This is a genomic window from Nocardia sp. NPDC004654 (genome assembly GCF_040609595.1).
Classification (GTDB): Bacteria; Actinomycetota; Actinomycetes; order Mycobacteriales; family Mycobacteriaceae; genus Nocardia.
The window spans coordinates 540,832-563,211 of record NZ_JBEXKI010000001.1 but is presented as its reverse complement, the minus strand read 5'-3'; the positions used below and the strand labels follow the sequence as shown (position 1 = coordinate 563,211).

The window sequence follows — 22,380 nt, the reverse complement described above, 5'->3', positions numbered from 1 at the left end:
TCGGCTCCGGCATGCGCGATGCACGCTGGCACATGATTCGCTCACTCCGTTCGCTCATACCTTCACCAACGCCGTGAGCAGATCCACGAAAGAAACTCCCTTGTTCGCCACACCGAACACGCGGGCGCGCAACAGCGTCTCGCGGGCCCAACTGCGGTGTGGCCGCATCTCGTTCATCTTGTTGCGGTAGCCCGAGGCCGCAACCCCGCCCACGTCGACCTGGAGGATGTCGAGCGCGTCGGAATACTCCTCGTGCGACACCACCGACAGCGCGTGCACCGCCGCGACGTGCGAGGGGTGGATCACCGTCTTGCCCTGGATGCCGTTGGCGCGGTCGAGGGTGATCTCGCGCAGCAGTCCGTCCAGATCCCTGCTGACCAGGTACTGCCGGAACGGCACCGCGTCGGACTCCTCGAACGGCGCGGTGCGCAGCAGCGGCCGGAACATCCGCTCGTGATCGGCGAAGTACTCCCACACCGGTCCGGTGATCACGAAGCCGGTGCCGTCGGCGCGGCCCAGGTAGTTCACGATGTCGGCGATGACGTCGGCGACCACCCGCACGTCGTAGATGGTCAGGTCGCGGTCGCGGCGGATGCCGAAGGTCGAGCACATATCGGTGGCGCCGACCCGCACCGCGAGCACCCTTTCCCGGTGCTCGGCCAGCATGGCCGCGATGTTCGTCAACTCCTGATCGCGGGTCTGGCGGTGCACGAGGGCCGCCGATTCGAGCACCGGCATGCCGTAGAGCGGCCGACCCAAACGTTCGGCCGCCGCTGCCAGCGCGTCCAGATAGGCCCGGCCGGTGGAGCTGTCGAACTTCGGGAAGACGAAGCCGGTGAGCGCGGGCGCGCCCGCCCCGAGCTGGTCGACGATCTCGCCGATGGCGCCGGCTTCGCGCACCCGAATGAACAGCAGCGGATTGGGATCCGGTCTGGCCGCCAGCTCGCCGAGTGCGTCGACGGCCTGTTTCTTCGCCAGCTCCACCTCGTCGTCGGCGACGGCGTCCTCGAGGTCGATCACCATCGAGCAGACGCCGCGCTCGGCGCGGCGCCGGATGGTCTCGGCGAGATCGGGTCTGGTGGCGGGCGCGTAGAGCGTCGCGCCGAGTCCGTACGCGAGCATCTCCCGGTCGGTGTGCTCACCGAACGGTTCGGGCTGCCGGTGGAAGAGATGTCTGGCATCGGGGCCTTGCAGCTGCCGAAAGTGGCGCAGCGGCAGTCGCTTCCGCAGGGATACTTCCTGCTGGACGGCGACGGGAGCGGTCATCGGTGCTCCGTCCTCATTCTCGTCGTGGTCCTGCTTGTTTTCTCATTCGATCCACTACTCCGGCTATGAATTCGGTGACGGCATCCAGTTCCGCCACATAGGCCCAGTAATCGGGGTGCCGCCCCGACAGTGTTTCGGTGATTCGTTCGATTCGTTCGGCCTGCGCGTCCAGCACAGATCCCCATTCGCCCGCGAGCCCCCGACTCATCGCGAGCATCTGCGCGTCCCGCAACCTGAATCGTACGGCCTTTGCCTTGTCTTGCGGGTCCTCGCGAACCGAGCGCAACAGCTCGAGCCGCTTGGTGACGGCATCGATCAGCTGCTCGGCCTCGGTGAGGCTTCCCCGCGCGGTAGAGGTCAATTCAAGGGCTGACTCCGGATTCTTCGCGACCGATTCGGCGCGCGCCCTGGCGAGAGCGTCGGCTGCGGCATCGATGGCTTGCTGGCTTTCCCGCCCATTGTTGGCCAGATCCGCCGAACTCGCAGCATTGAATTCCCGCAGCAGCGCCGAGTAGGCGGGCCCGAGCCGCTCGGACCGGTTGCGTACGGCGGCCAGCCTGGTATCCACCGAGGTGAGCGCGGTATTCGCGGCGCCGAGCCGAGATGGTGCCTGCGCCAACGCTTCTGCCAGTTCCTTGGTGACCGCGTCCAAGCGGTTCGCGGCCGCGCGGACGGCGCCCGAACCACCGCTCACACCTGCCGATTCCAGTGTGACCAGCGCCTCATCCACGGCGGCCGCGCGCGACCGCACCGAGGGGTAGTCGGCGTACTCGGATTCGGCGGCCTGCCCGCGCACCGCGGCGGCCGCGACCTTCACCTGCTGCGCCAGCTGCGGCACCGACCGCACGATCGCGACGGCTTCCTCGAGCCGAGCCTGATTGCCTCGATAGAACTCGTCCACCGCGCGCGCGGCCTCGACCAGCTGCCGCGTGACGGCGTCGGCGCGCTGCTGACCGTCGGCGACGCTCGTGCCGTCGCGCTGGGCCGCCTCGAGCTCCTCGCTCAACGCCAGATACGCGCCCGCCGCGTCGTAACAGCGGCCGCGCACCGGATCCCACGCCGCCGAGAACCCCCGCTCGGAGAAGACTTCCTCCGAGGCGTGCACCGCGGCCTCCGCCGCGCTCTGCCGCCGGTCCATGTCGAGGAACGCGTCCGCGAGCCGGGCTCGCGCCTGCTCGATCCATTCGCTGTTCCCGGACGACCGGAACCAGCTCCGCCTGCGCCCTACCACGCCCCGATGGTAGGAGATCTTCCTGTTCGCCGGGGGTTCCCCCAGTTCCTACGCAAGTTCGGCGAAACCTACTACTGTCGTAAGTCGTACCCGGCGATTCGGACATGCTGGGAACCACAGACGGACTAATGAAAGGGATCCCCGCATGGGTGTCAGTTTGTCCAAGGGCGGCAACGTCTCGCTGACCAAGGAGGCGCCTAACCTGACTGCTGTTTCCGTCGGCCTGGGGTGGGATATTCGGACCACTACCGGTACCGACTTCGACTTGGACGCCAGCGCGATCGCGACCGGTGGCGACAAGAAGGTGCTGACCGACCAGCACTTCGTCTTCTTCAACAACCTCCGCTCGCCGGAGGGCGCCATCGAGCACGCGGGCGACAACCGCACCGGTGAGGGCGAGGGCGACGACGAGGTCATCAACGTCGACCTGGCCAACACCCCGCCGACCATCGAGAGCATCTTCTTCCCCGTCTCGATCTACGACGCCGACACCCGTCAGCAGTCGTTCGGTCAGGTGCGCAACGCCTACATCCGCGTCGTCGACCGCAGCAACGGCACCGAGCTGGCCCGCTACGACCTGAGCGAGGATGCCTCGACCGAGACCGCCATGGTCTTCGGTGAGCTGTACCGCAACGGCGCCGAGTGGAAGTTCCGCGCCATCGGCCAGGGCTACGCCTCCGGCCTCGCGGGCATCGCCCGTGACTACGGCGTGAACGTCTGACGAAAACACGCACAACACGAGGGGGCTCGGGCGACGAGCCCCCTCGTCGTGCGACCGGGGCAGCTATCGCGCCGGTCGCATTCGTTGGACATCCGGCGGTTCAACGGCCACGCTGGTATCGATCTCGCCGTTTCAGTTCCCATTCACGAAAGGTCCACGCGTGGTCCTGCGCATCTTCGGCCTGTCCGGCCTCGTCACCGTGGCGTCCCTGGTGGTGGCGTTCTTGTACGGTGGCCCCACCGCCCTGGCGCTGTGCGCGATCCTGGGCATTCTCGAAGTCTCTCTCTCGTTCGACAACGCCGTCATCAACGCCACCATCCTGCAGCGGATGAGCGATTTCTGGCAGCGCATCTTCCTGACCATCGGTGTCCTCATCGCCGTCTTCGGCATGCGCCTGGTGTTCCCGCTGGCGATCGTGTGGATCACCGCGGGCCTGGACCCGGTGCAGGCCCTCGACCTCGCGCTCAACCCGCCCGCGGGTGACGCGCCGTACTTCCCCGACGGCAGCCCGAGCTACGAGACATTGCTCACCGACGCGCACCCGCAGATCGCGGCGTTCGGCGGCATGTTCCTCGCGCTGCTGTTCCTGAACTTCATCTTCGAGGAGCGGGAGATCACCTGGCTCGGCTGGCTGGAGCGGCCGCTGGCCGCGGCGGGCAAGCTGGACATGCTCTCGGTCGTGGTGGCGGGCGCGGGCCTGGTCCTGACCGCGGAGCTCCTGGCCGCCGACGACAAGCGCGCCACCGTGATGGTCGCGGGCGTGCTCGGCATGATCGTCTACATCGCGGTCGACGGGCTCGGCTCGATGTTCCACACCGAGGAGCACACGGGCGGACCGTCGGAGCTGGCCAAAGCCACCGGTAAGGCGGGCTTCTTCCTGTTCCTCTACCTCGAGGTGCTCGACGCCTCGTTCTCCTTCGACGGCGTGATCGGCGCGTTCGCCATCACCTCCGACCCGATCATTATCGCGCTCGGCCTCGGCCTGATCGGCGCCATGTTCGTCCGGTCCATCACGGTGTACCTGGTGCGCAAGGGCACGCTCTCGGAGTACGTGTACCTGGAGCACGGTGCGCACTGGGCGATCGGCGCGCTCGCGGCGATCCTGCTGATCTCGATCGGCGTGCACGTCAACGAGCTCGTCACCGGTGGTATCGGTGTGGCGTTCATCGGCGCCGCGTTCATCAGCAGCGTGCTTCGCAACAAGCGCGAGGGCGGCGACGAGGAGGAACTCGAGAGCGAGCGAGCTGCCACGCCGGTAGGCTGATTTTCGGCAGGCAGCCGACGAACTCGACGCGGCAGCGGCCCCTCCGAAGGAGGAAGCCGTTGCCGCTTTTCTTTTCCCGAGGGGGACCGCGCATGGCGTCCGAGCAGCAGTCCGGCGGTGCGAATTCGACGAAGGTGACGCTGTCCAAGGCGACGCCGAGCATCAATCTCACCAAACCCGGTGAGCAGCAAGGGGTCTTGCGGGTCAATCTGAACTGGTCGCGGGCGGCCAAGGGTTTCTTCCGCAGATCCAAGCCGGTCGATCTCGACCTCGGCTGCCTCTACGAACTCGCCGACGGCTCAAAAGGTGTCGTGCAGGCGGTCGGCGAGAATTTCGGTTCGCTGCGGGACGAGCCGTACATCCAGCTCGACGGCGACGACCGCAGCGGCGCCGTCACGGCGGGCGAGAACATGCACATCGATCTCGCGCGCCCCGAATTGTTCAAGCGCATCCTGATTTTCGCCTTCATCTACGAGGGCGTGCCGAACTGGGCCGCCGCCGACGGCGTGGTCACCCTGTATCCCAGCAACGGGCCGCAGGTGGAGGTGCGCCTCGACTCCCCGGTCGACGGCGCCCGCTCCTGCGCCATCGCCCTGCTGCAGAACAACGGCCGCGGAATCACCGTGCACCGAGAAGTGCAGTACATCAACGGAACCCAGCGCCACATCGACGAGGCCTACCGCTGGGGAATGCAATGGAGCAGCGCGAGCAAGTGACGGCCAGTCACTGTCTCGAAGTCCGGCCGGATGGGACTTCGAGACAGTGACTAGAGCATCCGGCGGGGCCTGCGCATCGCCCTGGCCCGACGCACCGAGACGCGCGACCACACGGCCTGCTGGAACGCCAGCGTCGCCCATCCCGCGAACGCCATGCCGGAGAGGTTGACGATCAGCTGCAAGGTGCTCCCCCAGATCGCCTCTTGGACACCGAAAGCCACACCGAGCGCGATGTTTCCGGCGGCGGGCACCGTTGTCACCGAGATGAAGACACCGGCGAGCCCGGACGCCTTCGACGAGGTCAGGGCGAGCACTCCGGCGGCGGCCGCGATCACCGCGACGATGAACGACCACTTGTCCGGCGTGTAGATGAACGCCGTGCCCGGGCGCGGCCCAGTCACGTCCTCGATGGTGATCCAGCCGAGCCCGCGTCCGATCAGCACCAGCACGAACGTCACGACGATGGCCGCCGCGAAACCGAGCAACAACGTGCGCACCGCGAGTCCGAACAGCACGAAACGGCGGCGCACCAGCGCGACGCCGAGCGCGGCGATGGCCCCGAACTCCGGGCCGAGCACCATGGCGCCGATGACCAGGATCTGCGAGTCCAGCACGATCGCGATGGCAGCGATCACCGTCGCCAACGTCATGAAACTCAGGTAGGTCCAGTTCAGCTCGGTTTCCTCGTACGAGCGCTGTGCGACGTCGGCCCACACCACCGCGTCGGCGCTGCTACCCGGCGTGCGCACCTCGGCGTCGAAACCGCTGCGCGACAACCACGTTCGCACCTGATCGACCTCGATACTGCCCGCACGATGAACCCCGAGCGCGCGCAGCTTCTGGATAACGTCGTTGCCCGCCTCCCGCGCGACGTCCGCGAGCACCAGGTCACCGGGCGGTTTCAGCGACGAACCGCGCACGACGGCCAGCCCGCTCACTCCGGTGTCCCTGTCGAGGATGTCGATCACGTCGTCGGTCATCTCTTTGGGCGACAGGATCCGCATGTGCAGCATGCGCCCAAGTGTGGAGGGGCGGGTGCGCCTGCACAACGGGCGGTTCTCCGGGTGAGTGCCTACCAACGGAAAAGACAGGGCCTGACCCTCCGTTGGTGGTGTGCGGGCCTGGTTCAGGCGGCGACCAAGTCCCCTCGGTCCGGGCTCGTCCGCGCGGTCTTCTCGTCCGCCCCGCGCAAATCGGCCCTGATGAACAAGAAGAACAGCGCGACGAGCAGGGCCGCGCGGCCCCACACGCCGAACTGGACGACGACCTCCTGGGTTTCGAACGGCGCACCGGAGCCCATGGCGTAGAAGTAGCGGAACACGCCGATCCCGATGGCCGCGTCGGCGAGCAGATACGCGCCGATCATCTGCCACGGCACCGCGAGCAGCACCAGGAACGGGATCAGCCACAGCGTGTACTGCGGTGAATGCACCTTGTGGAAAACCAGGAATCCACACAGCATCGCGCCGCTCACGCCGACCCACGGGAAGACACCGGTCGCGCGATAACGCTTCCAGCCCAGCCAGACCGCGAGGACGAACGCGGCGAGGATCAGGGTCGGCGAGGCGATGGAGACGCCGTCGTGCCAAGCCTGACTGGTCTCGGACTCTCGCCCGTACAGCAGGTGGTGTCCCCAGTACCAGATGGAGTTGGTGGTGATGTCGGCTTGGCGCAGCTGCTGGAAGGTGATCGACGCCCGCCAGCCCTCGTATCCGATCAGCGCGAACGGCAGGTTCACCGCGACGACGGTGCCGATGGCCGCGCCCGCGGTCAGCAGCGCGCCGCGCACGTCCAGGCCGGAATCGTCGTCGGGATCGCGCTCGCCGCCGCCGGTCAGCACGTAGATCATCAACGGCAGCACGAAGATTCCCGGATACAGCTTCAAACAGAAGCCGAGCCCGAGCAGCACGGCGGCGAGCACGCCGCGGGTCCGCAGCGAATACCTGGTCGCCGTGGTGACCACATAGACGGCCGCGACCGCCGTGCAGACCACGGGCAGCTCCCAGTTGTGGAAGGCGTAGAGCACCAGCGGCGGACCGATCGCCCACAGCAGCGCGGCGCGTCCCGCGAGCCGGGCCAGGAACCAGGCGGTGAGCAGCGCGAAGGGCGCGAGCAACAACGCGGAGAGGCGCAGGAAGCCGGCGTCATCGTCCGCGCCGCTCGCGCCGACCCACATGAGCGTGCCGCTGAGCACCGGGTATTCGACCGCGCCGCCGGTGAGGAGGCCGTCGTCGGTGATGCCACCGTCGACGTAGGGGAAGACGTGCCGATCGATATCGCGGCCCAGCCAGAGGAACTGGATGTCGGAATAGCAGACGTCCGAATCCTTGATCACGTCGAAGACCGCGCTGCGACCGTTCTCGTAGAACGGAGCGCCCGCGCACCTGGCCTTGTTCGCGTACGCGAACGCCAACGTCAGGCCGCACAGCAGCACGATCACCGCGGCCAACGCGGTCCGGCGGTGCATGCGCCGGGCCTGCACCTGGGTGGCGGCGGGTCCGGTCGACATGTGACCACCTTATGTGCCACACCCGCACCGCGTCATGACGCGAAACCCCGCCCCAGGCAGGTGTACTTGTGCGGGTACGGCCCACGAGCAGACCGTGATCTCCCGTTGACTGGCATTCACCCGGAGAACCACCCCTTGGCAGGTAAACCTGCCCCCATCATGTAGCCTTACCGGGTTGCTGACGCAACGACCCTCCTGCCACGGACCGTCCGTGGCCGTTTCCTAGTCCACAGGAGGTGATTGGTCCGTGCGTCATTACGAAGTGATGGTCATCCTCGATCCGAGCCTGGACGAGCGCACTGTTGGTCCGTCGCTGGACAACATGCTGAGCGTCGTCAAGACCGAAGGCGGCAAGATCGACAAGGTCGACATCTGGGGCCGTCGTCGGCTCGCCTACGAGATCCGCAAGCAGGCCGAGGGCATCTACGCGGTGGTCGATCTGACCGCGACCCCGGCCACGGTGAGCGAGCTCGACCGCCAGCTGGGGCTCAACGAGTCGGTGCTGCGCACCAAGGTTCTGCGCCACGACAAGTAGTTCCACCGCGCTCGTCAGCGTCGGTGCCTATCTCTAGGCTCTAGCGCAACAAAGCGAGTGCATGCGGACTGCACACCGAGCAGGAGGAACCCATGGCAGCAGGCGACACGGTCATCACCGTCATCGGAAACTTGACGGCCGACCCCGAACTGCGTTTCACGCCCGCGGGGCAGGCGGTCGCGAACTTCACCGTCGCGTCCACCCCCCGCGTGTTCGACCGTAATACCAATGAATGGAAAGACGGCGAAGCGCTTTTCCTGCGCTGCAACATCTGGCGCGAAGCCGCGGAAAATGTCGCCGAAAGCCTGACCCGAGGCGCTCGCGTCATCGTGAGCGGACGGCTCAAGCAGCGCTCCTACGAAACCCGCGAGGGTGAGAAGCGTACGGTCGTCGAGCTCGAGGTCGACGAGGTCGGCCCCTCGCTCCGCTACGCGACGGCGAAGGTCAACAAGGCCAGCCGCGGCGGCGGTGGGGGCGGCGGCTTCGGTGGTGGCGGTGGCGGTAACTACGCCTCTTCCGGTTCCGGCAGCAGCGGTGGTGGCGGCGGTCGTTCCGGCGGCGCCGAGGACGACCCCTGGGGCAGCGCGCCCGCGGCAGGTTCCTTCGGGGGCAGCCGCATGGATGACGAACCGCCGTTCTGAGACGGCTTTCATAGGCCCGGATCACTTGGGCCACAATAATTTTGGAGTAAAAGACCATGCCTAAAGCGCCCGCGCGCGAAAAGGTGCTGAAGAAGAAGGCTTGCGCTTTCTGCAAGGAAGCCAAGTTTGGCACCGTTTCGATCGACTACAAGGACACGACGCTGCTGCGCAAGTACGTCAGCGACCGCGGCAAGATCCGCGCCCGCCGGGTGACCGGCAACTGCGTGCAGCACCAGCGCGACATCGCCGTTGCCGTGAAGAACTCGCGTGAGGTGGCCCTGCTGCCTTACGTGTCGACGGCTCGCTGAGTAAGGGAGGCACGCAAATGAAGTTGATTCTGACCGCTGATGTGGACAACCTCGGTGCCCCCGGCGACACCGTGGAGGTCAAGGACGGCTACGGCCGCAACTACCTGCTGCCGCGCGGCCTGGCCATCGTCGCCAGCCGTGGCGCGCAGAAGCAGGTCGAGGGCATCCGCCGGGCGCAGGACGCCCGCAAGGTTCGCGACCTGGACCACGCCAACGAGCTGAAGCAGGCCATCGAGGGCCTGGAGTCGGTCTCGCTGAGCGTGAAGACCGCGGGCACCGGCAAGCTGTTCGGCTCGGTGACCCAGGCGGACGTCGCCGCGGCCATCAAGACCGCTGGCGGCCCCGTGGTCGACAAGCGCAGCATCGAGCTGCCGAAGGCGCACATCAAGTCGACCGGCAAGCACGGCATCGTGGTGCACCTGCACCCGGACGTGGTCGCCAAGTTCGACCTGCAGGTCGCCGCCGCGAGCTGAGTCCGCACCGCCCCCCGGGCGGTTCGCGCTTCACGTCGAAGACCACCCCCGTGTTCGCTCGGGGGTGGTCTTCGGCTTGCCTTTTCGCGTCCCGATCCTCTGTTAGCCGGATATTTGCTCTAATGCAGGGCGGTGAATTGGGGCACTACCGGCTCGCGTCGGCTATCGCCTTTCACCTCCGGTTATTCGGCCTGTGGATTACTGACCAAACCGACCGATCGCAATGTGACTCAGCCCATAGCGTGCGCACCCGCTGTTTACCCAACACGCCCGGCTGTTCATCTCGGGCGACACGCCGAGGTGAGATCTATCCACACGTGGATGGATGCGGAAACGTGCATCCATCAGCGGCTTTAGTAGGAGTGACCTGGGTTTTCCCCAAGTTGTACACAGGGGGTGCACACGGTTTGGTAAACAGTCCCCAACTTATCCACAGTTGTGTGCACAGCTCGGTTTGGCGACCTCCCACCGAGTCGCCTAGGTTCGTCGCATCGCCCGGATCGGGCCGTACGGAATGGCGCGAATTCGAGCTGTCGCGATAGTTGCTGGTCGAGGTCGACGCGGCTGTGGCAAACGCGTCCGTGGCTGTGGCAAACGTGTCAGAGGCCCGGAGTAAGAACGAGTCATCGATACGGTGAAATCCGATCGTGGGGCAGAGAGGACGGTCGAGTCTGGTGACGACCACCGATGACCGCGGGCACACCGACTTCCCGCCCGAACCTCCCGGCGAAGACTTCGGCCGTCAGCCGCCGCACGACATGGCCGCCGAACAGTCCGTCCTCGGCGGCATGCTGCTGAGCAAGGACGCCATCGCCGACGTCGTCGAAGTCATCCGGCCCGGCGACTTCTACCGCCCGGCGCACCAGGCGGTCTACGACACCATCCTCGATCTCTACGGCCGCGGCGAACCCGCCGACCCCGTCACCGTCGCCGCGGGCCTGGACCGCCGCGGCGAACTCAAGCGCATCGGCGGCGCGCCGTACCTCGTCACCCTCACCCAGACCGTTCCCACCGCGGCCAACGCGGGCTACTACGCCGAAATCGTCGCCGAGAAGGCGATTCTGCGCCGCCTCGTGGAGGCAGGCACCCGCATCGTCCAGTACGGCTACGCGGGCGCCGACGGCCAAGACATCGCCGAGGTCGTCGACCGCGCCCAAGCCGAGGTCTACGAGGTCACCGAACGCCGAACCACCGAGGACTTCCTCCCCCTCGAGGAGCTCCTGCAGCCCACGATGGACGAAATCGACTCCATCGCCTCCCGCGGCGGCATCTCCCTCGGCGTCCCCACCGGCTTCACCGAACTCGACGAGATCACCAACGGCCTGCACCCGGGCCAGATGATCATCGTCGCGGCTCGACCTGGCGTGGGAAAGGCACTCGCCCTCGACACCCCGCTGCCGACCCCCACCGGCTGGACCACCATGGGCGAAGTCCAGGTGGGCGACGAACTCCTCGACGCCGAAGGGCGCCCCACCCGCGTCCTCGCCGCCACCGAAGTCCTCACCGATCGGCCCTGCTTCGAGGTCGAATTCTCCGACGGGACAGTGATCGTCGCGGATGAAATGCACCAGTGGGTGACCCGGTCGGCATTGGATGTGGTCAGGCCGATCGCGGTCCGCACCACAGGAGAGATCGTCCACACCCTGCGCGACCTCACGGGCGACCTCAACCACTCCGTAAGCGGCACAGCCCGTTCCGCACCGCGCCGAATCGTCGACGTGCGCAAGATCGACAGCCTCCCGGTGCGCTGTGTCGAGGTCGACAACGCCGATCACCTGTATCTCGCCGGGCGCTCGATGATCCCGACGCACAATTCCACGCTCGGCATGGACTTCATGCGCAGTTGCTCGATCAAGCACGGGCTGGCCAGCGTCATCTTCTCGCTCGAGATGAGCAGGACCGAGATCGTGATGCGTCTGCTTTCCGCGGAGGCGAAGATCAAGCTCGGTGATATGCGGTCGGGGCGGATGAGCGACGACGACTGGACGAAGCTGGCTCGGCGGATGAGCGAGATCAGTGAGGCGCCGCTGTTCGTCGACGACTCGCCGAACTTGACCATGATGGAGATTCGCGCGAAGGCGCGTCGTCTCAAGCAGCGCCACGACCTCAAACTCGTCGTGGTGGATTACCTCCAGCTGATGACCTCCGGAAAGAAGGTCGAATCCCGCCAGCAGGAAGTCTCGGACTTCTCCCGAAACCTCAAGCTGCTTGCCAAGGAACTCGAAGTCCCGGTGGTCGCCATCAGTCAGCTGAACCGCGGACCCGAACAGCGAACCGACAAGCGGCCCATGGTGTCCGATTTGCGCGAATCGGGCTCGCTCGAGCAGGACGCCGATATGGTCATCCTGCTGCACCGCCCTGACGCCTTCGAGCGCGACGACCCGCGCGGCGGTGAGGCCGACCTGATCCTCGGCAAGCACCGTAACGGTCCGACCGCCACCATCACCGTCGCCCACCAGCTGCACCTGAGCCGGTTCGTGGACATGGCCCGCGGCTGACCGGAGCTGTAGGGTCGGCCCTTCCGTCTGTCAGCTCGACGTTTGTGGTCCGACTGTCCGGTGATACCGGCGATCGGGACGTTCGAATCTCTTGCGGCGCAGCAAATCACGCATCTGCCGCAGAGGGTTCGCGTCCACCCACTTTGCGAACTCGAGTGGTCCTCGCGGTAACGCGCTTGCCCTTGTGGTTTTCGGTGCGAAGTTCAGCGACGGGGTTACCGTCACGGTCGACGAGTGTCGAGTGGGGTTCGTTGTCGGTGAAGGCGTGGCGTTCTCCCCATTGACGCAACGCCACGACGAGGGTGAAGAGGTCCTGCCCGGCTTCGGTGAGTTCGTAGATGTGCCGCTTGCCGCCGGGTGTGGCACTCGTGGCGAGGATGCCATGGTCGACGAGCCTGCGCAGGCGGTCGGTGAGGATGTTCCGGGCGATACCGAGCCGCTGCTGGAATTCGGTGAAGGTCGCCGCGCCGTCCATGGCGTCACGCACGATCAGCAGACTCCACCGGTCGCCCACGAGGTCGACGGCTCGCGCGACGGGGCAGGTGGGATCGGTCCACTCGCGGCCGGAACCGAGTGTCGCGGTCATGAGTTACCTCCCAATCGGTTGCAATTCGAAACCATTATGCCCTACCTTTAAATGGTTGCATTTTGCTACTGATTGGGAGGTGTGGTGGCACAGAGGGTCTCGCGTTCGCAGCGATTCATCTTGGCGCTGGTGTGCGCAGTGGCCGTGTCCACGATCTATGCGGTCCAGCCGGTACTGGAGGCAGCGGGCACCGGCCTGGATTTGGCGCACGATTCGCTGGGCGTGCTGGTCGCCGCCGGGCAGGTCGGCTACTTCGTGGGTCTCGTCCTGCTGGTCCCACTCGGAGACGTAGTGGATCGTCGCCGGCTCATCACCGCCCTGCTGGTACTCACCGCCGCGGGCGCTACGGTCGCGGCTGCCGCCCCGAACAGCGCCGTCGCGGTGACGGGGCTGGCGGTCGCGGGTCTGTTCGCGGTCGTGGTTCAGGTGACAGTCGCCTATGTCGCCGCGGTCTCCGCACCGAGCGAGCGGGGCCGCAATATCGGCGCGGTCACCTCCGGTGTGGTGATCGGCATCCTCGGCGTCCGTGTCCTCGCGGGTGTCCTGGGCGACACGGTCGGCTGGCGTGCCGTGTACGCGCTGCTCGCCGCACTGTGCGTGGCTCTGGCCCTCGCTGTCCGCACGACACTCGACCCCGACCGCGGCACTTCCGGCGTCCGGTACGCGCAGGTCCTGGCATCGATGGGGCGGCTCGCGCGCACGGATCGCCTGTTCCTGAGCCGAGGACTGATCGCCTTCTTCCTTTTCGGGTCCTTCGGAACACTCTGGAGCGGGCTCGCCCTCCCCCTCGGCACCGAGCCCTGGAACTTGGGCACCACGCAGATCGGCCTATTCGGATTGGCGGGCCTGGCCGGAGCGCTCGGCGCCGCCCGCGCGGGACGATGGGCCGACTCCGGTCACGCACAGGCGATCACCGGTTCCGCACTGGCGTTGCTCACCGCCTCCTGGCTCCTCATCGCCCGGACCGAAGCAACACTATGGCTGCTCATCATCGGCATCGTCCTGCTCGACTTCGCCGTCCAGGCAGCACATGTCAGCAGCCAACACCTGCTCACCGCAGCGCACCAGCACCACGCCAGCAGCGTCATAGGCGCCTACATGGCCTGCTATTCCCTCGGATCCGCACTCGGCGCGATCACGACCACCTGGGCGTACAGCACCTGGGGATGGTCGGCCTCCTGCTGGGTCGGCGCGACCTATTCCCTCTGCGCGCTGGTTGTGTGGGGACTTGCCCAGGCTACCGGCGCGGTGTCGGTGAGCGGCGAAGGCTCGAAACCGGCGGCCCGTCCGGCAACGGCTGCGGTCGCCGGTCCTTCTCTGTTGCGCCGATCTTGTCGCAGATGCGCTGCACCGCGAGATTCGACTCGTTCGTGCCGATCTCTACGCTGGTGAATCCGGTGTCGTGGATCGCGTCGACGAGGGCGGCCACCGCTTCGCTCGCGTAGCCGGCTCGCCGGTGACTGGGGCCGATCCACCAACCGATGGACGGGAACGACGTCTGGTCGTCGCTGAGGTGCACAGTCGCACCACCGATCACGGTTGTGTTCGATCGCGACTCGATCACCAGAAGCCCGAGAGTCGGGTAGCCGTGCCCGACCGCCTTGATCAGTGCCCGGCCATTTCGTTCTGTCCAACCGTTGCTGGCGAGCATCGCATCGTCGATCGTGGCCGCGAGCGGGACGGCGTCCTTCGGCATCGGTCGGCGCAGAGTGAGCCGCGAGGTTTCGATGTCCCGCAGCACGTCATAGCGTGCACTGCTTTCCTTGCTGGCAAGTTCGCTGACGCGCCACACCCAGAGCCAAACCGCGACGAGTACGGTGGCCACCACGAGCAGCAGCCAGACACCAACGACGAGTTCGGTTGCCGCGGCGGAAAATTCGGCCGTAGCCGCGACGCCGATCACTGCTGCGGGAAACCCGAGGAGCGCGATCCATCCCGCCAGCCCAAGGATGGCACGCCGGGGCCAGCGCTGAAATGACGCTTTGGCAGAAGCGATTCGCCAGGTGGGGAACATGCGAGAACCGTATTCGACTCCCTCGTATTCGTCGCGGATCCGTCGTTTGGTTCTTCGGCAAGCAGTGGACGTGTGAAGGATGGGAGAGAGGTTCGGCCATCTCCGCACGTTGAGCAGGTTTTCCCGGCACGGGTGAAAAGCGAAACTCTCTGCTGTGTAGCAACTTTGGACATTCGTCCGATAGGGGACTCGGGTGCGGCGAGCGCGCTTATCTCAAGTTGGAGGTCGACGATGTCTCATTTGAGGAGAAGTCCGCGCACGGTTCGGCAGTCGGTCCTGCTGGCCGCAGTCGCCGGGACGGTGATGCTTGCTCCGGCCGCGCTGGTCATACCGGCATTCGCAACCCCTGATCAAACCCCGGCTACTACCGCACCTGTCACCATCGCGCCCGTGACGACGGTGCCGCCCGTGACGACCGCGCCACCGGTGACGACCGCGCCGCCGGTCACCACCGTGCCGCCGGTGACGACCACGCCGCCGGTCACCACCGTGCCGCCGGTCACGACCGAACCGCCCGTGACCACTCCGTCATTTCCGAAACTTGTTGAGCCGGAGGACCCCTACGGCCCCGACGGCTTCGATGTCTGGGGCTACGACCGGTGGGGTTACGATCGCTGGGGTTACGACAGGTGGGGCTATGACCGGCAAGGCTACGACGAACAGGGCTACACCTCGCAGGGCTGCGCTCGTTCCGGCGAGGACCGGCCGGATGCCGACCGGCTGGCCTGCGAACTGCGCAGGACGCGACCTTCCACCGGCAGCGCGGGCAGCTGAAACCTATACCGCTGCTGATCGACACCCCGGCATCGACTCGTAGCGCAGACGACCGCGCCGCGGGTCGATGCGCGGTCAACCGATGCCGCTGAGCGAGCGACCAACCGAGCGGAGGTTGGCGAGCAGTAGCGCGGTCCGTGGTGGGACCACACGGACGAAGTGTTGGGAATTGCCACCGAGTTGGACTGACAACGTCCGCCACGGCGTGAGACAAACCGTAAACGGCCAAGTCAGTGCGCTGGCGGTATGCCATGCCTTTGAGAACCTACAAGCATGTCAGGATCAGGCCGGATCCGGCAGATGGATCGAGGCGAGTTTGGCTGGGTCGACGACGATGTGGATGGCGGTGATCCGGTCTCCGGCGACCGTGAAGGCGATGACGGAGAGTGGAGTTCCGTCGGAGCGCCAGGACACATAGCCGGGGATGCCGTTGACCAGCACGGCTCGGTGGCGGGCGACCTCGCCGGAGAACATGCGAGCGCCGACGGCGACCTCGGTGGCGCCGAGTGTTACGACCACGCCGTCGGGGGTGTCGACGGTCAGCTTCACGTTCGGGTCGAGGACGCGGAGGAGCGCTTCGAAGTCGCCACCGAGGGCGGCGGCGCGGAAGGCTTGGACGACCTCTCGGTGTTGACGGCCGCGGCCCGCCGGCCGGTCCGTGGCTTGGACCTTGCGGCGGGCGCGGCTGGCGGTCATCTTGGTGGCATCGGCGGATTTGCCTAGGATCTGCCCGATTTCGTGGAACGGGACCGCGAACATGTCGTGCAGGACGAACGCCAGGCGCTCACTCGGGGTGAGCGAATCGAGCACGACGAGCAGGGCCAGGCCGACCGAATCGGCTAGTGCCACTTGCTCGTCTGGCATAGGAGCATCATCGATCGACACCATGAAATCCGAACACGCCTGGCCGTAGGGTGTTTCGGGGTGCGCCTGGCGTGAGCGCAAGAGGTCCAGGCTGATTCGGCCGACGACGGTGGTCAGCCAGCCCGCGAGGTTGCCGATGGCCGCCGCGTCCTGGTGGACGAGGCGCATCCAGGCTTCTTGGACCACGTCCTCGGCGTCGGCGTGCGATCCCAGCACGCGGTACGCGACGGTGCGGAGCCGATCGCGCTGGGCTTCGAACGCCTCGGCTACGAGACCGGACGGCTGGGCGGTCACGGCTTGCGCTGTTGACGGAGCGAGATCCGGTTGCCGTCCGGGTCCACCGCCTCGATGCGGACCCCGAACGGGTAGTCCTCGGGTTCGGATTGTTCGAAGGTGATGCCGCGCTGGCGAAGGATCTCGAAATCCTTTCGCAGATTGTCGGATTCGAGGATGAGTGGACCGGGCGCGGCATGCTGGCCCACGTCGGCCGGCTGTCCCGCGGCTGCCGCATGCGACCACAGGATGATCTGCACCGGGCTATCGGGAAGCCCGACTGTGAGGAAGCGCCCGTCGGGCCCTGGGAAGTCGATCCGCTTTTCCAGGCCGAGTCCCTCGGTGTAGAACTCCAGCGCGCGGTCTTGATCGGTGACGTAGACCGTCACGTACATGATGTTGGTCAGCATCCTGTTCTCCACTTCAGTCGTTGGTGCGACGACCGTGCGTATTCGGTCGTCGCACCTATGACGAGTGCCGACGGGAGAACGTAACAGGACCTCTCCGCCGGAGTGGTTGCCGAGCGTATGCGGCTAGCGGCATCACGCGTCCAGGCCAGACCGGCCTCCTCGACCGGTGTGGTGATCGAAGCAGCCGCCGCGTTCCCTGGCCGCACGTCGGCGGGTACTGCCCTCAGCGGCGAGCTCGTCGCCGTGGACATCCCGGCCACCGAACGGCGCCTCTGCATCACACAGCACCAGGAAAAGCCCGTCGTGCAAGGGATTTCGGATAGATCCGAGGTAGTTCACGATAGGTCAGCCTACGGCCGGAGGATCGGTCGCGGTCGACCTTCGGCTCACCCTGCCGAACCCGCCGACACCGCGAAAGCTTCGCTGTTCGCGACAGGGGATCTCAGTCGAGGACGGCGAACGCCTCGACCTCGACGAGGACGTCGGGCTCGAAGAGGTAGTCGACGCCGATCGCGGACAAAGGCGGTAGCGGCCGCGGGATTTCGAGTTCCTCCGCGACGCGCTCGATACCTGCGATGAAGTCGTCGTACTTGTCCGGGGTCCATTGCGTGACGAAGAAACGGAGGCGTACGACGTCGGCGAAGCTCGCTCCGGCGCCGGCCAAGCCGCGTGCCGTGTTGCGTAGCGCGTGGGCGAGCTGGCCGGCGAGGTCACCGGGAGCGACAGGGTTGCCCTCGGCGTCTCGGGCGATCTGGCCGGCCACGTGCACCTGACGGGCGCCCGTGCTGATCGAAACATGGTGGTACGGAACGGGAGCGAACATGCCCTCCGGGGTCAGCAGCTGCACTGCCATGGTGTGTCCCTTCATGGTCGGGTTAGGTATCTGATGTCTACCTGGTACTTGAAGGGAACTTCAACGAGACTAGGTGTCATGCAGGAAACCGCTCCACACAGTTCGGACAGTCCTCAACTCACCGAGCAACACCGTGAGCTGCTCGACCAGGTGCTCGACAAGTGGTCGCTGCAGATCCTCGACGCCCTGTGCGAGCGGCCGTTGCGCTTCAACGAGCTCCGCCGGGCGATCCCGGTCGTGACGCAGAAGCCGCTCACGGCGGCGCTGCGGCGCCTCGAGCGCAACGGGATGGTCGAGCGCGTCGTCACAAGTACGCGGCCTGTCGCCGTCGAGTACCGGATCACGCGGATCGGGAAGTCGTTGCAGGACCTCATCGACGCGCTCCTGCACTGGACCACCGCCACATTGCCCGCCGTCGAGCGGGCCCGTGCGCGCTTCGACGACCAGGAAGAAGAGCTGTCACTCACCACCGACGTCATCCGTCGAGAAAGCGCAGCAGTTCCGCGGTGACGAATTGCGGGTTCTCCTCGACGAGCCAGTGTCCCGCGTTCGGGACGTCCACCGCGCGAACGATATTGGTGATGCGCGGGGCGGCGGTGGCGCGGACCGGGTCGAGTTGTCCTTGGGCGGTCATGAGCAGGGTCGGGACGTGTACCGGTGCGGCTGCCGTGGTGTCGCGGACGTCTTCGTCGAGGGCGCGGTAGAGCTCGAAGCCGCCCGACAGGACTTCGGGTCGACGGTATGTGCGTGCGTACTCGTCTATTTCGGCGTCGGTGAACGGGGATCGGTCGGATGTGCCGCCGAAAGCCGTTCCACCGTAGGAGACTTGCGGATAGAACAGGGCGAGATAGTCGCGAACGTCGTCGCCGACCACCGCCTCGGGGACCCGCCGCTGGGAGTGTAAGGCGATGTGCCAGCTCAGTGTTCGGTATGTCGGCGCATCGATTACGGGACCGGGGAGCGGCAGGTCGAGGTAGCCGAGGCGTGCGGTGTCGGCGGGGAACTGTGCCGCGTACTGGAACGCCACGGCGGCGCCGAAGTCGTGTCCGACGACGCGGGCGTCCCGCACTCCGAGCCGACCGGCGATCAGGGTGTGCACGTAGCGCGCCAGGGTGGCCTTGTCGTAGCCGGTGGGGGTGCCGGTGCTGTCGCCCAATCCGGGGAGGTCGACGGCATAGACGGTGTAGTGCTCGGCGAGCGCGGGCATGATCGGCCACCAGCCGTACCAGGTCTGCGGCCAGCCGTGGATCAGCACCACGGGCGGGCCGCTTCCGCCGGTCACGTAGTGCATCCGGACGTCGTCGACGTCGGCGAATTCGTGCCGAAAAGTACTCGTGAACTGCGGGTCGTCTTGCGTGATGGCAGCGTGGGCGGGAACGTCGTCGGCGGCCGGTGTGCCGCAAGCCGCGGTGTAGATCGTGAGCAGGAGGGCGAGTACGGCGGTCGCCACCCTGCGCGTGGAGGGGCGCGATGTGGTGATCATGGGTCCTCGATTCGAGAATGCGGGTGAAGTCAGCGCCCGGTCGCGCCGTCGATCAGTTCGCGGAGGATGTCGGCGTGGCCGGCGTGGACAGGACGAGTCTCGCCAGGCCGACCAGGAACTGGCACGCATTCTTGCGGTTCCGGCAAGATGAGCCGGTGGACCGCGATACGGAAAACGTGCTCGACACGGTGGGACCGAGGTTGCGCGCACTGCGCCGCGAACGCGGTATCACCCTCGCCGATCTCGCCGCGACGACCGGCGTCTCGGAGAGCACCCTGTCGCGGTTGGAGAGCGGCCAGCGCCGGGCGACCCTGGAATTGCTGTTGCCGCTGGCCCGTACCTACGACGTTCCGCTGGACGACCTCGTCGGCGCCCCGCGCACCGGCGACCCCCGCGTCCACCTGAAACCGATCCGGCGGTACGGGATGACCTTCATTCCGCTGTCCCGGCGTCCCGGCGGTGTCCAAGCGTTCAAGATGATCATCCCCGCTCGGCCGAAACCGCTCGAACCGACACCGCGGACGCACGAAGGCTACGAATGGCTGTATGTGCTCAACGGTCGTCTGCGCCTGGTGCTCGGCGAGCGCGACCTGACGTTACCCGCCGGTGAGGCAGCCGAATTCGACACCTCCGTACCGCACTGGCTTGGCAGCGCCGACGGCGGCGTGGTCGAGCTGCTCATCCTGTTCGGTCCGCAAGGGATGCGCGCGCACGTGCGCCCAGGCTCCGATCGGTCTTCTTCCGGATCATCGTGACAACGCTTGCCGTGGCGCGGCGCCTACCCTTTCACCAGCTGGGCGAGACGATCCCAAGCCGGGGACGAGACTCCGGCCTTGGACAACGCGGCCAACCGGGCGATAGTCGAGTTGTGGGCGGCATGGGTCTCGCTGTGGTGGTTGGCGAACCAGTTCCGGGTACGGTCCGCGAGGGCGAGCAGGCGGGGATCGTCCGGCGGCCAGTCGTAGGCGGCGTCGTATCCGAGGTAGAGGGCGCGGCCCTCGGGATCGGTGATGTGCTCGCGCTTTTCGGCGATCCACGCGGCGGCGTCCTCGGGTGCGGCTGTTTGCAACAGGATCCAGCCGTCGCGTTCCAGGCGAAGCTGACGCTCGCTGACGCCGAGTTCGCGCAGCTCGTCGAGATAGTCGGCGACTTCCTCGGAGACGAAAAGCCGGTCGCCGCTACGCAACTGGGCGAGTTGATCGCGGGTTCGCCGCAGCTGCGCGATGCGGTCGGCGAGGTCGTGGTCGATCTCGGCGATGGCTGCCGTGAGCGCGTCCGGATCGGCGCCGAGGAGGTCCTCGATGCGAGCCAGTGGCACGCCCGCATGGGCCAATGTCCTGATCTTGACGAGGGTGATGGCGTCTTGGGCGGTGTAGCGGCGATACCCGGACGAGTCGCGGTCGGGCTCGGGGAGCAGACCGCGCTCGTGATAGTGACGGATGGCTTTGATGGTCACTCCGGCGTAGTCCGCGAGCTGGCCGATCGTGATCATGGTCGACATCCTCGCAGGTCGTTCGGAACGGTCAGGCCCGTCGGGTCAGGCGGCCGCCTGCGTTGTGGAAGCGCGCTCGACCCTCGCGGACATCGTGGTAGGAGACGAGCAGCAGTCGCAGGTATCCGTCGAAAGCCTCCAGCGGGTATCCGGCGGGCGCGAAGAGGCCGGGCTGGATCGGCACGTAGCGCTGCGGCGGTGCGGAGGTCGTGCCGCCGGTGAACTCGGTGAAGATACGCTCCTGGGAGGCGTCGGCCGGTTCGTAGGTCACCCGCTCCTCGAGCTGGCCGTCGACGATGTCGACGTCGATGCGAAGCTGATTGGAGCGGTAGGTGCCCACGTAGGGGGTCAGGTCGACGTCCTGCGCCAATTCGGTGATGAGGGTGGGGATCTGGACGCCGAGATGCTCGCGCACGAGCCACTGCAACAGTTGGTCCTGCAGCATGATCGCCCCGGGGGTGTTGCCGAAGGCGGTGAAGACCAGGTCGTGTTCGGGCACGACGCACAGGAGGGACACCCCGCCGGGCGACGCGCCCGACATGGCGAGGACGGTCGTCCCACCGAACGGATACAGCACCCAACCCAGGCCGATCGGCGGGACGTTCGGGCTGGCCATGTCGTAGGCGACTTGCCGCATCAGCGCGGTCGACTCGGTCGAGAGGACGCGGGTGCCGGTGGGCGACACACCGCCCGCGAGGTGCGTGCGTCCGAAGGCCAGCAGGTCGGCGATGGTGCCGATCGGTGTGCCGCCGGCCGGTCCCCAGGTTTCGGGCAACGTGAACATGCCGGTGGGCGCGGCCGCCATGGTCTCGTGGTCGTTGAAGTGGCCGACCGCGGTGCTGCGCAGGATGGCCTGCTCGGCCGAGGTGCTGGAGTCGTTCATGCCGACGGGTCGGTAGATGTCGCGCGCGAGCAGCTCGGGAAAGGGCAGCCCGGTGACCACTTCCAAGAGGCGGCCCGCGACGATCATGCCGCCGTTGGAGTAGCTGAGCTGCTCGCCGGGTTCGAACAGAGTGCCGCCGCTGCTCTCGAGGCCATCGACGTAGGACTTCAGGGCGTCGCGGCCCTTGGCATCGGGAAAGTACAGGTCGGCGTCGATGCCGTTGGTGTGCGAGATCAGGTGCCGGACCAGGATCCCGTCCGTCGCGCCCGGAGCGGCCAAGGCGAATTCGGGGAGGTACTTCACCACCGGCATATCGAGGTCCAGGAGTCCGCGCTCGACCTGCTGCAGGACCAAAGTGGTGGTCAGGACCTTGGTGACAGAGCCGAACAGGAATCCGGTGTGTTCGAGCATCGGTGCGCCGGTGGTGACGTTCGCGGTGCCGTGCGCGACGACGATCTGCTCGCCCGCGTGATAGACGCCCGCGAGGAAACCGGGGACGTTGTTGGACTCGCAGTAGGACGCGGCCTGTTCACGGATCTGGGCTTCGACGGTGCGGAGTGCGTTGTTGTTCATGCGAAGGATCGTC

24 protein-coding genes and 1 pseudogene are annotated in these 22,380 nt (G+C 66.6%); 12 read left to right on the top strand and 13 right to left on the bottom strand.

What is annotated here, in order from left to right; genetic code table 11:
• Window positions 1–54: 54 nt before the first annotated feature.
• Together ABZV58_RS02510 and ABZV58_RS02505 are read right to left on the bottom strand one after the other, a co-directional pair.
• Window positions 55–1,266, bottom strand: coding sequence for an HpcH/HpaI aldolase/citrate lyase family protein (locus ABZV58_RS02510; protein WP_354998403.1), 1,212 nt, complete (start codon window positions 1,264–1,266; stop codon window positions 55–57).
• A gap of 13 nt (window positions 1,267–1,279) precedes the next feature.
• Entirely contained in the window at window positions 1,280–2,497 is a 1,218-nt protein-coding gene (locus ABZV58_RS02505) for a hypothetical protein (RefSeq protein ID WP_354998402.1), read from the bottom strand.
• 145 nt (window positions 2,498–2,642) lie between these two features.
• On the opposite strand from ABZV58_RS02505, the gene ABZV58_RS02500 reads away from it, so the two are divergent.
• The 3 genes from ABZV58_RS02500 (at window position 2,643) to ABZV58_RS02490 (ending at window position 5,198) form a co-directional block, all read left to right on the top strand.
• Window positions 2,643–3,218: a TerD family protein gene (locus ABZV58_RS02500; protein ID WP_354998401.1), complete on the top strand. Its 576-nt coding sequence runs from the start codon at window positions 2,643–2,645 to the stop codon at window positions 3,216–3,218.
• A 160-nt stretch (window positions 3,219–3,378) separates the two neighbouring features.
• Window positions 3,379–4,482 (top strand): DUF475 domain-containing protein, encoded by a 1,104-nt coding sequence (locus ABZV58_RS02495; RefSeq protein WP_354998400.1) that lies wholly within the window; start codon window positions 3,379–3,381, stop codon window positions 4,480–4,482.
• A gap of 92 nt (window positions 4,483–4,574) precedes the next feature.
• The gene (locus ABZV58_RS02490; protein WP_354998399.1) at window positions 4,575–5,198 is read left to right on the top strand and encodes a Tellurium resistance; all 624 of its coding nucleotides are present in this window, start codon (window positions 4,575–4,577) and stop codon (window positions 5,196–5,198) included.
• 50 nt (window positions 5,199–5,248) lie between these two features.
• Here ABZV58_RS02490 and ABZV58_RS02485 read toward each other — a convergent pair whose 3' ends face one another.
• Both ABZV58_RS02485 and ABZV58_RS02480 read right to left on the bottom strand, forming a co-directional pair.
• Window positions 5,249–6,211: a DUF389 domain-containing protein gene (locus ABZV58_RS02485; protein WP_354998398.1), complete on the bottom strand. Its 963-nt coding sequence runs from the start codon at window positions 6,209–6,211 to the stop codon at window positions 5,249–5,251.
• A 113-nt stretch (window positions 6,212–6,324) separates the two neighbouring features.
• Window positions 6,325–7,665 (bottom strand): glycosyltransferase 87 family protein, encoded by a 1,341-nt coding sequence (locus tag ABZV58_RS02480; RefSeq protein WP_354999005.1) that lies wholly within the window; start codon window positions 7,663–7,665, stop codon window positions 6,325–6,327.
• A 289-nt stretch (window positions 7,666–7,954) separates the two neighbouring features.
• On the opposite strand from ABZV58_RS02480, the gene rpsF reads away from it, so the two are divergent.
• The 5 genes from rpsF to dnaB all read left to right on the top strand — a co-directional run bounded on the left by rpsF (window position 7,955) and on the right by dnaB (window position 12,162).
• Complete coding sequence (rpsF, locus tag ABZV58_RS02475; RefSeq protein WP_067786805.1) at window positions 7,955–8,242, top strand: 30S ribosomal protein S6; 288 nt, start codon at window positions 7,955–7,957, stop codon at window positions 8,240–8,242.
• Window positions 8,243–8,334: 92 nt separating this feature from the next.
• Window positions 8,335–8,883 (top strand): single-stranded DNA-binding protein, encoded by a 549-nt coding sequence (locus tag ABZV58_RS02470; RefSeq protein WP_354998397.1) that lies wholly within the window; start codon window positions 8,335–8,337, stop codon window positions 8,881–8,883.
• A 56-nt stretch (window positions 8,884–8,939) separates the two neighbouring features.
• Window positions 8,940–9,191 carry a 30S ribosomal protein S18 gene (gene rpsR / locus ABZV58_RS02465; RefSeq protein WP_354998396.1) on the top strand — a complete coding sequence of 84 codons (252 nt, stop codon included), beginning with the start codon at window positions 8,940–8,942 and terminating at the stop codon, window positions 9,189–9,191.
• A gap of 17 nt (window positions 9,192–9,208) precedes the next feature.
• Entirely contained in the window at window positions 9,209–9,664 is a 456-nt protein-coding gene (gene rplI, locus ABZV58_RS02460) for a 50S ribosomal protein L9 (protein ID WP_354998395.1), read from the top strand.
• Between the two features lie 674 nt (window positions 9,665–10,338).
• The gene (dnaB, locus tag ABZV58_RS02455) at window positions 10,339–12,162 is read left to right on the top strand and encodes a replicative DNA helicase (RefSeq protein ID WP_354998394.1); all 1,824 of its coding nucleotides are present in this window, start codon (window positions 10,339–10,341) and stop codon (window positions 12,160–12,162) included.
• 106 nt (window positions 12,163–12,268) lie between these two features.
• On the opposite strand, the gene ABZV58_RS02450 is transcribed toward dnaB, so the two are convergent.
• Entirely contained in the window at window positions 12,269–12,748 is a 480-nt protein-coding gene (locus tag ABZV58_RS02450; protein WP_354998393.1) for a helix-turn-helix domain-containing protein, read from the bottom strand.
• An 81-nt stretch (window positions 12,749–12,829) separates the two neighbouring features.
• On the opposite strand from ABZV58_RS02450, the gene ABZV58_RS02445 reads away from it, so the two are divergent.
• Window positions 12,830–14,140 (top strand): MFS transporter, encoded by a 1,311-nt coding sequence (locus ABZV58_RS02445; RefSeq protein ID WP_354998392.1) that lies wholly within the window; start codon window positions 12,830–12,832, stop codon window positions 14,138–14,140.
• On the opposite strand, the pseudogene ABZV58_RS02440 reads toward ABZV58_RS02445, so the two are convergent.
• Window positions 14,130–14,444: pseudogene (locus tag ABZV58_RS02440) on the bottom strand (GNAT family N-acetyltransferase); the annotation flags it as partial. The gene ABZV58_RS02445 and the pseudogene ABZV58_RS02440 overlap by 11 nt on opposite strands.
• Window positions 14,445–15,112: 668 nt before the next feature.
• Window positions 15,113–15,265: a hypothetical protein gene (locus ABZV58_RS02435; RefSeq protein WP_354998391.1), complete on the bottom strand. Its 153-nt coding sequence runs from the start codon at window positions 15,263–15,265 to the stop codon at window positions 15,113–15,115.
• A 13-nt stretch (window positions 15,266–15,278) separates the two neighbouring features.
• Between ABZV58_RS02435 and ABZV58_RS02430 the strand changes: the two genes are divergently transcribed.
• Window positions 15,279–15,536, top strand: coding sequence for a hypothetical protein (locus tag ABZV58_RS02430; protein WP_354998390.1), 258 nt, complete (start codon window positions 15,279–15,281; stop codon window positions 15,534–15,536).
• A 282-nt stretch (window positions 15,537–15,818) separates the two neighbouring features.
• Here ABZV58_RS02430 and ABZV58_RS02425 read toward each other — a convergent pair whose 3' ends face one another.
• The 3 genes from ABZV58_RS02425 to ABZV58_RS02415 all read right to left on the bottom strand — a co-directional run bounded on the left by ABZV58_RS02425 (window position 15,819) and on the right by ABZV58_RS02415 (window position 17,936).
• The gene (locus ABZV58_RS02425; protein WP_354998389.1) at window positions 15,819–16,694 is read right to left on the bottom strand and encodes a sigma-70 family RNA polymerase sigma factor; all 876 of its coding nucleotides are present in this window, start codon (window positions 16,692–16,694) and stop codon (window positions 15,819–15,821) included.
• Window positions 16,691–17,083: a VOC family protein gene (locus ABZV58_RS02420; protein ID WP_354998388.1), complete on the bottom strand. Its 393-nt coding sequence runs from the start codon at window positions 17,081–17,083 to the stop codon at window positions 16,691–16,693. Before ABZV58_RS02420 ends, ABZV58_RS02425 begins: the two co-directional genes overlap by 4 nt.
• Before the next feature lie 442 nt (window positions 17,084–17,525).
• Window positions 17,526–17,936 (bottom strand): Rid family hydrolase, encoded by a 411-nt coding sequence (locus tag ABZV58_RS02415; RefSeq protein WP_354998387.1) that lies wholly within the window; start codon window positions 17,934–17,936, stop codon window positions 17,526–17,528.
• Window positions 17,937–18,014: 78 nt separating this feature from the next.
• Here ABZV58_RS02415 and ABZV58_RS02410 point away from each other — a divergent pair, with 78 nt between their 5' ends.
• On the top strand, window positions 18,015–18,446 hold the full coding sequence (locus tag ABZV58_RS02410; protein ID WP_354999004.1) for a helix-turn-helix domain-containing protein: 432 nt from the start codon (window positions 18,015–18,017) through the stop codon (window positions 18,444–18,446).
• Here ABZV58_RS02410 and ABZV58_RS02405 read toward each other — a convergent pair.
• Window positions 18,412–19,419 carry an alpha/beta hydrolase gene (locus tag ABZV58_RS02405; protein ID WP_354998386.1) on the bottom strand — a complete coding sequence of 336 codons (1,008 nt, stop codon included), beginning with the start codon at window positions 19,417–19,419 and terminating at the stop codon, window positions 18,412–18,414. The two genes, ABZV58_RS02410 and ABZV58_RS02405, sit on opposite strands and share 35 nt — an antisense overlap.
• A gap of 155 nt (window positions 19,420–19,574) precedes the next feature.
• Between ABZV58_RS02405 and ABZV58_RS02400 the strand changes: the two genes are divergently transcribed.
• Window positions 19,575–20,174 (top strand): XRE family transcriptional regulator, encoded by a 600-nt coding sequence (locus tag ABZV58_RS02400; protein ID WP_354998385.1) that lies wholly within the window; start codon window positions 19,575–19,577, stop codon window positions 20,172–20,174.
• 23 nt (window positions 20,175–20,197) lie between these two features.
• Here the strand turns inward: ABZV58_RS02400 and ABZV58_RS02395 are convergent, their stop codons facing one another.
• Window positions 20,198–20,911: a MerR family transcriptional regulator gene (locus ABZV58_RS02395; protein ID WP_354998384.1), complete on the bottom strand. Its 714-nt coding sequence runs from the start codon at window positions 20,909–20,911 to the stop codon at window positions 20,198–20,200.
• A gap of 31 nt (window positions 20,912–20,942) precedes the next feature.
• Entirely contained in the window at window positions 20,943–22,367 is a 1,425-nt protein-coding gene (locus ABZV58_RS02390; protein WP_354998383.1) for a serine hydrolase domain-containing protein, read from the bottom strand.
• Window positions 22,368–22,380: the final 13 nt, after the last annotated feature.

Coding starts and splice junctions, on each gene's coding strand:
- ABZV58_RS02395 (WP_354998384.1), bottom strand. CDS start 20,911: ATGATCACGATCGGCCAGCTCGCGGACTACGCCGGAGTGACCATCAAA.
- ABZV58_RS02390 (WP_354998383.1), bottom strand. CDS start 22,367: ATGAACAACAACGCACTCCGCACCGTCGAAGCCCAGATCCGTGAACAG.
- ABZV58_RS02510 (WP_354998403.1), bottom strand. CDS start 1,266: ATGACCGCTCCCGTCGCCGTCCAGCAGGAAGTATCCCTGCGGAAGCGA.
- ABZV58_RS02470 (WP_354998397.1), top strand. CDS start 8,335: ATGGCAGCAGGCGACACGGTCATCACCGTCATCGGAAACTTGACGGCC.
- ABZV58_RS02410 (WP_354999004.1), top strand. CDS start 18,015: ATGCAGGAAACCGCTCCACACAGTTCGGACAGTCCTCAACTCACCGAG.
- ABZV58_RS02450 (WP_354998393.1), bottom strand. CDS start 12,748: ATGACCGCGACACTCGGTTCCGGCCGCGAGTGGACCGATCCCACCTGC.
- ABZV58_RS02420 (WP_354998388.1), bottom strand. CDS start 17,083: ATGCTGACCAACATCATGTACGTGACGGTCTACGTCACCGATCAAGAC.
- ABZV58_RS02480 (WP_354999005.1), bottom strand. CDS start 7,665: ATGCACCGCCGGACCGCGTTGGCCGCGGTGATCGTGCTGCTGTGCGGC.
- rplI (WP_354998395.1), top strand. CDS start 9,209: ATGAAGTTGATTCTGACCGCTGATGTGGACAACCTCGGTGCCCCCGGC.
- ABZV58_RS02485 (WP_354998398.1), bottom strand. CDS start 6,211: ATGCTGCACATGCGGATCCTGTCGCCCAAAGAGATGACCGACGACGTG.
- ABZV58_RS02415 (WP_354998387.1), bottom strand. CDS start 17,936: ATGGCAGTGCAGCTGCTGACCCCGGAGGGCATGTTCGCTCCCGTTCCG.
- ABZV58_RS02405 (WP_354998386.1), bottom strand. CDS start 19,419: ATGATCACCACATCGCGCCCCTCCACGCGCAGGGTGGCGACCGCCGTA.
- rpsR (WP_354998396.1), top strand. CDS start 8,940: ATGCCTAAAGCGCCCGCGCGCGAAAAGGTGCTGAAGAAGAAGGCTTGC.
- ABZV58_RS02500 (WP_354998401.1), top strand. CDS start 2,643: ATGGGTGTCAGTTTGTCCAAGGGCGGCAACGTCTCGCTGACCAAGGAG.
- ABZV58_RS02490 (WP_354998399.1), top strand. CDS start 4,575: ATGGCGTCCGAGCAGCAGTCCGGCGGTGCGAATTCGACGAAGGTGACG.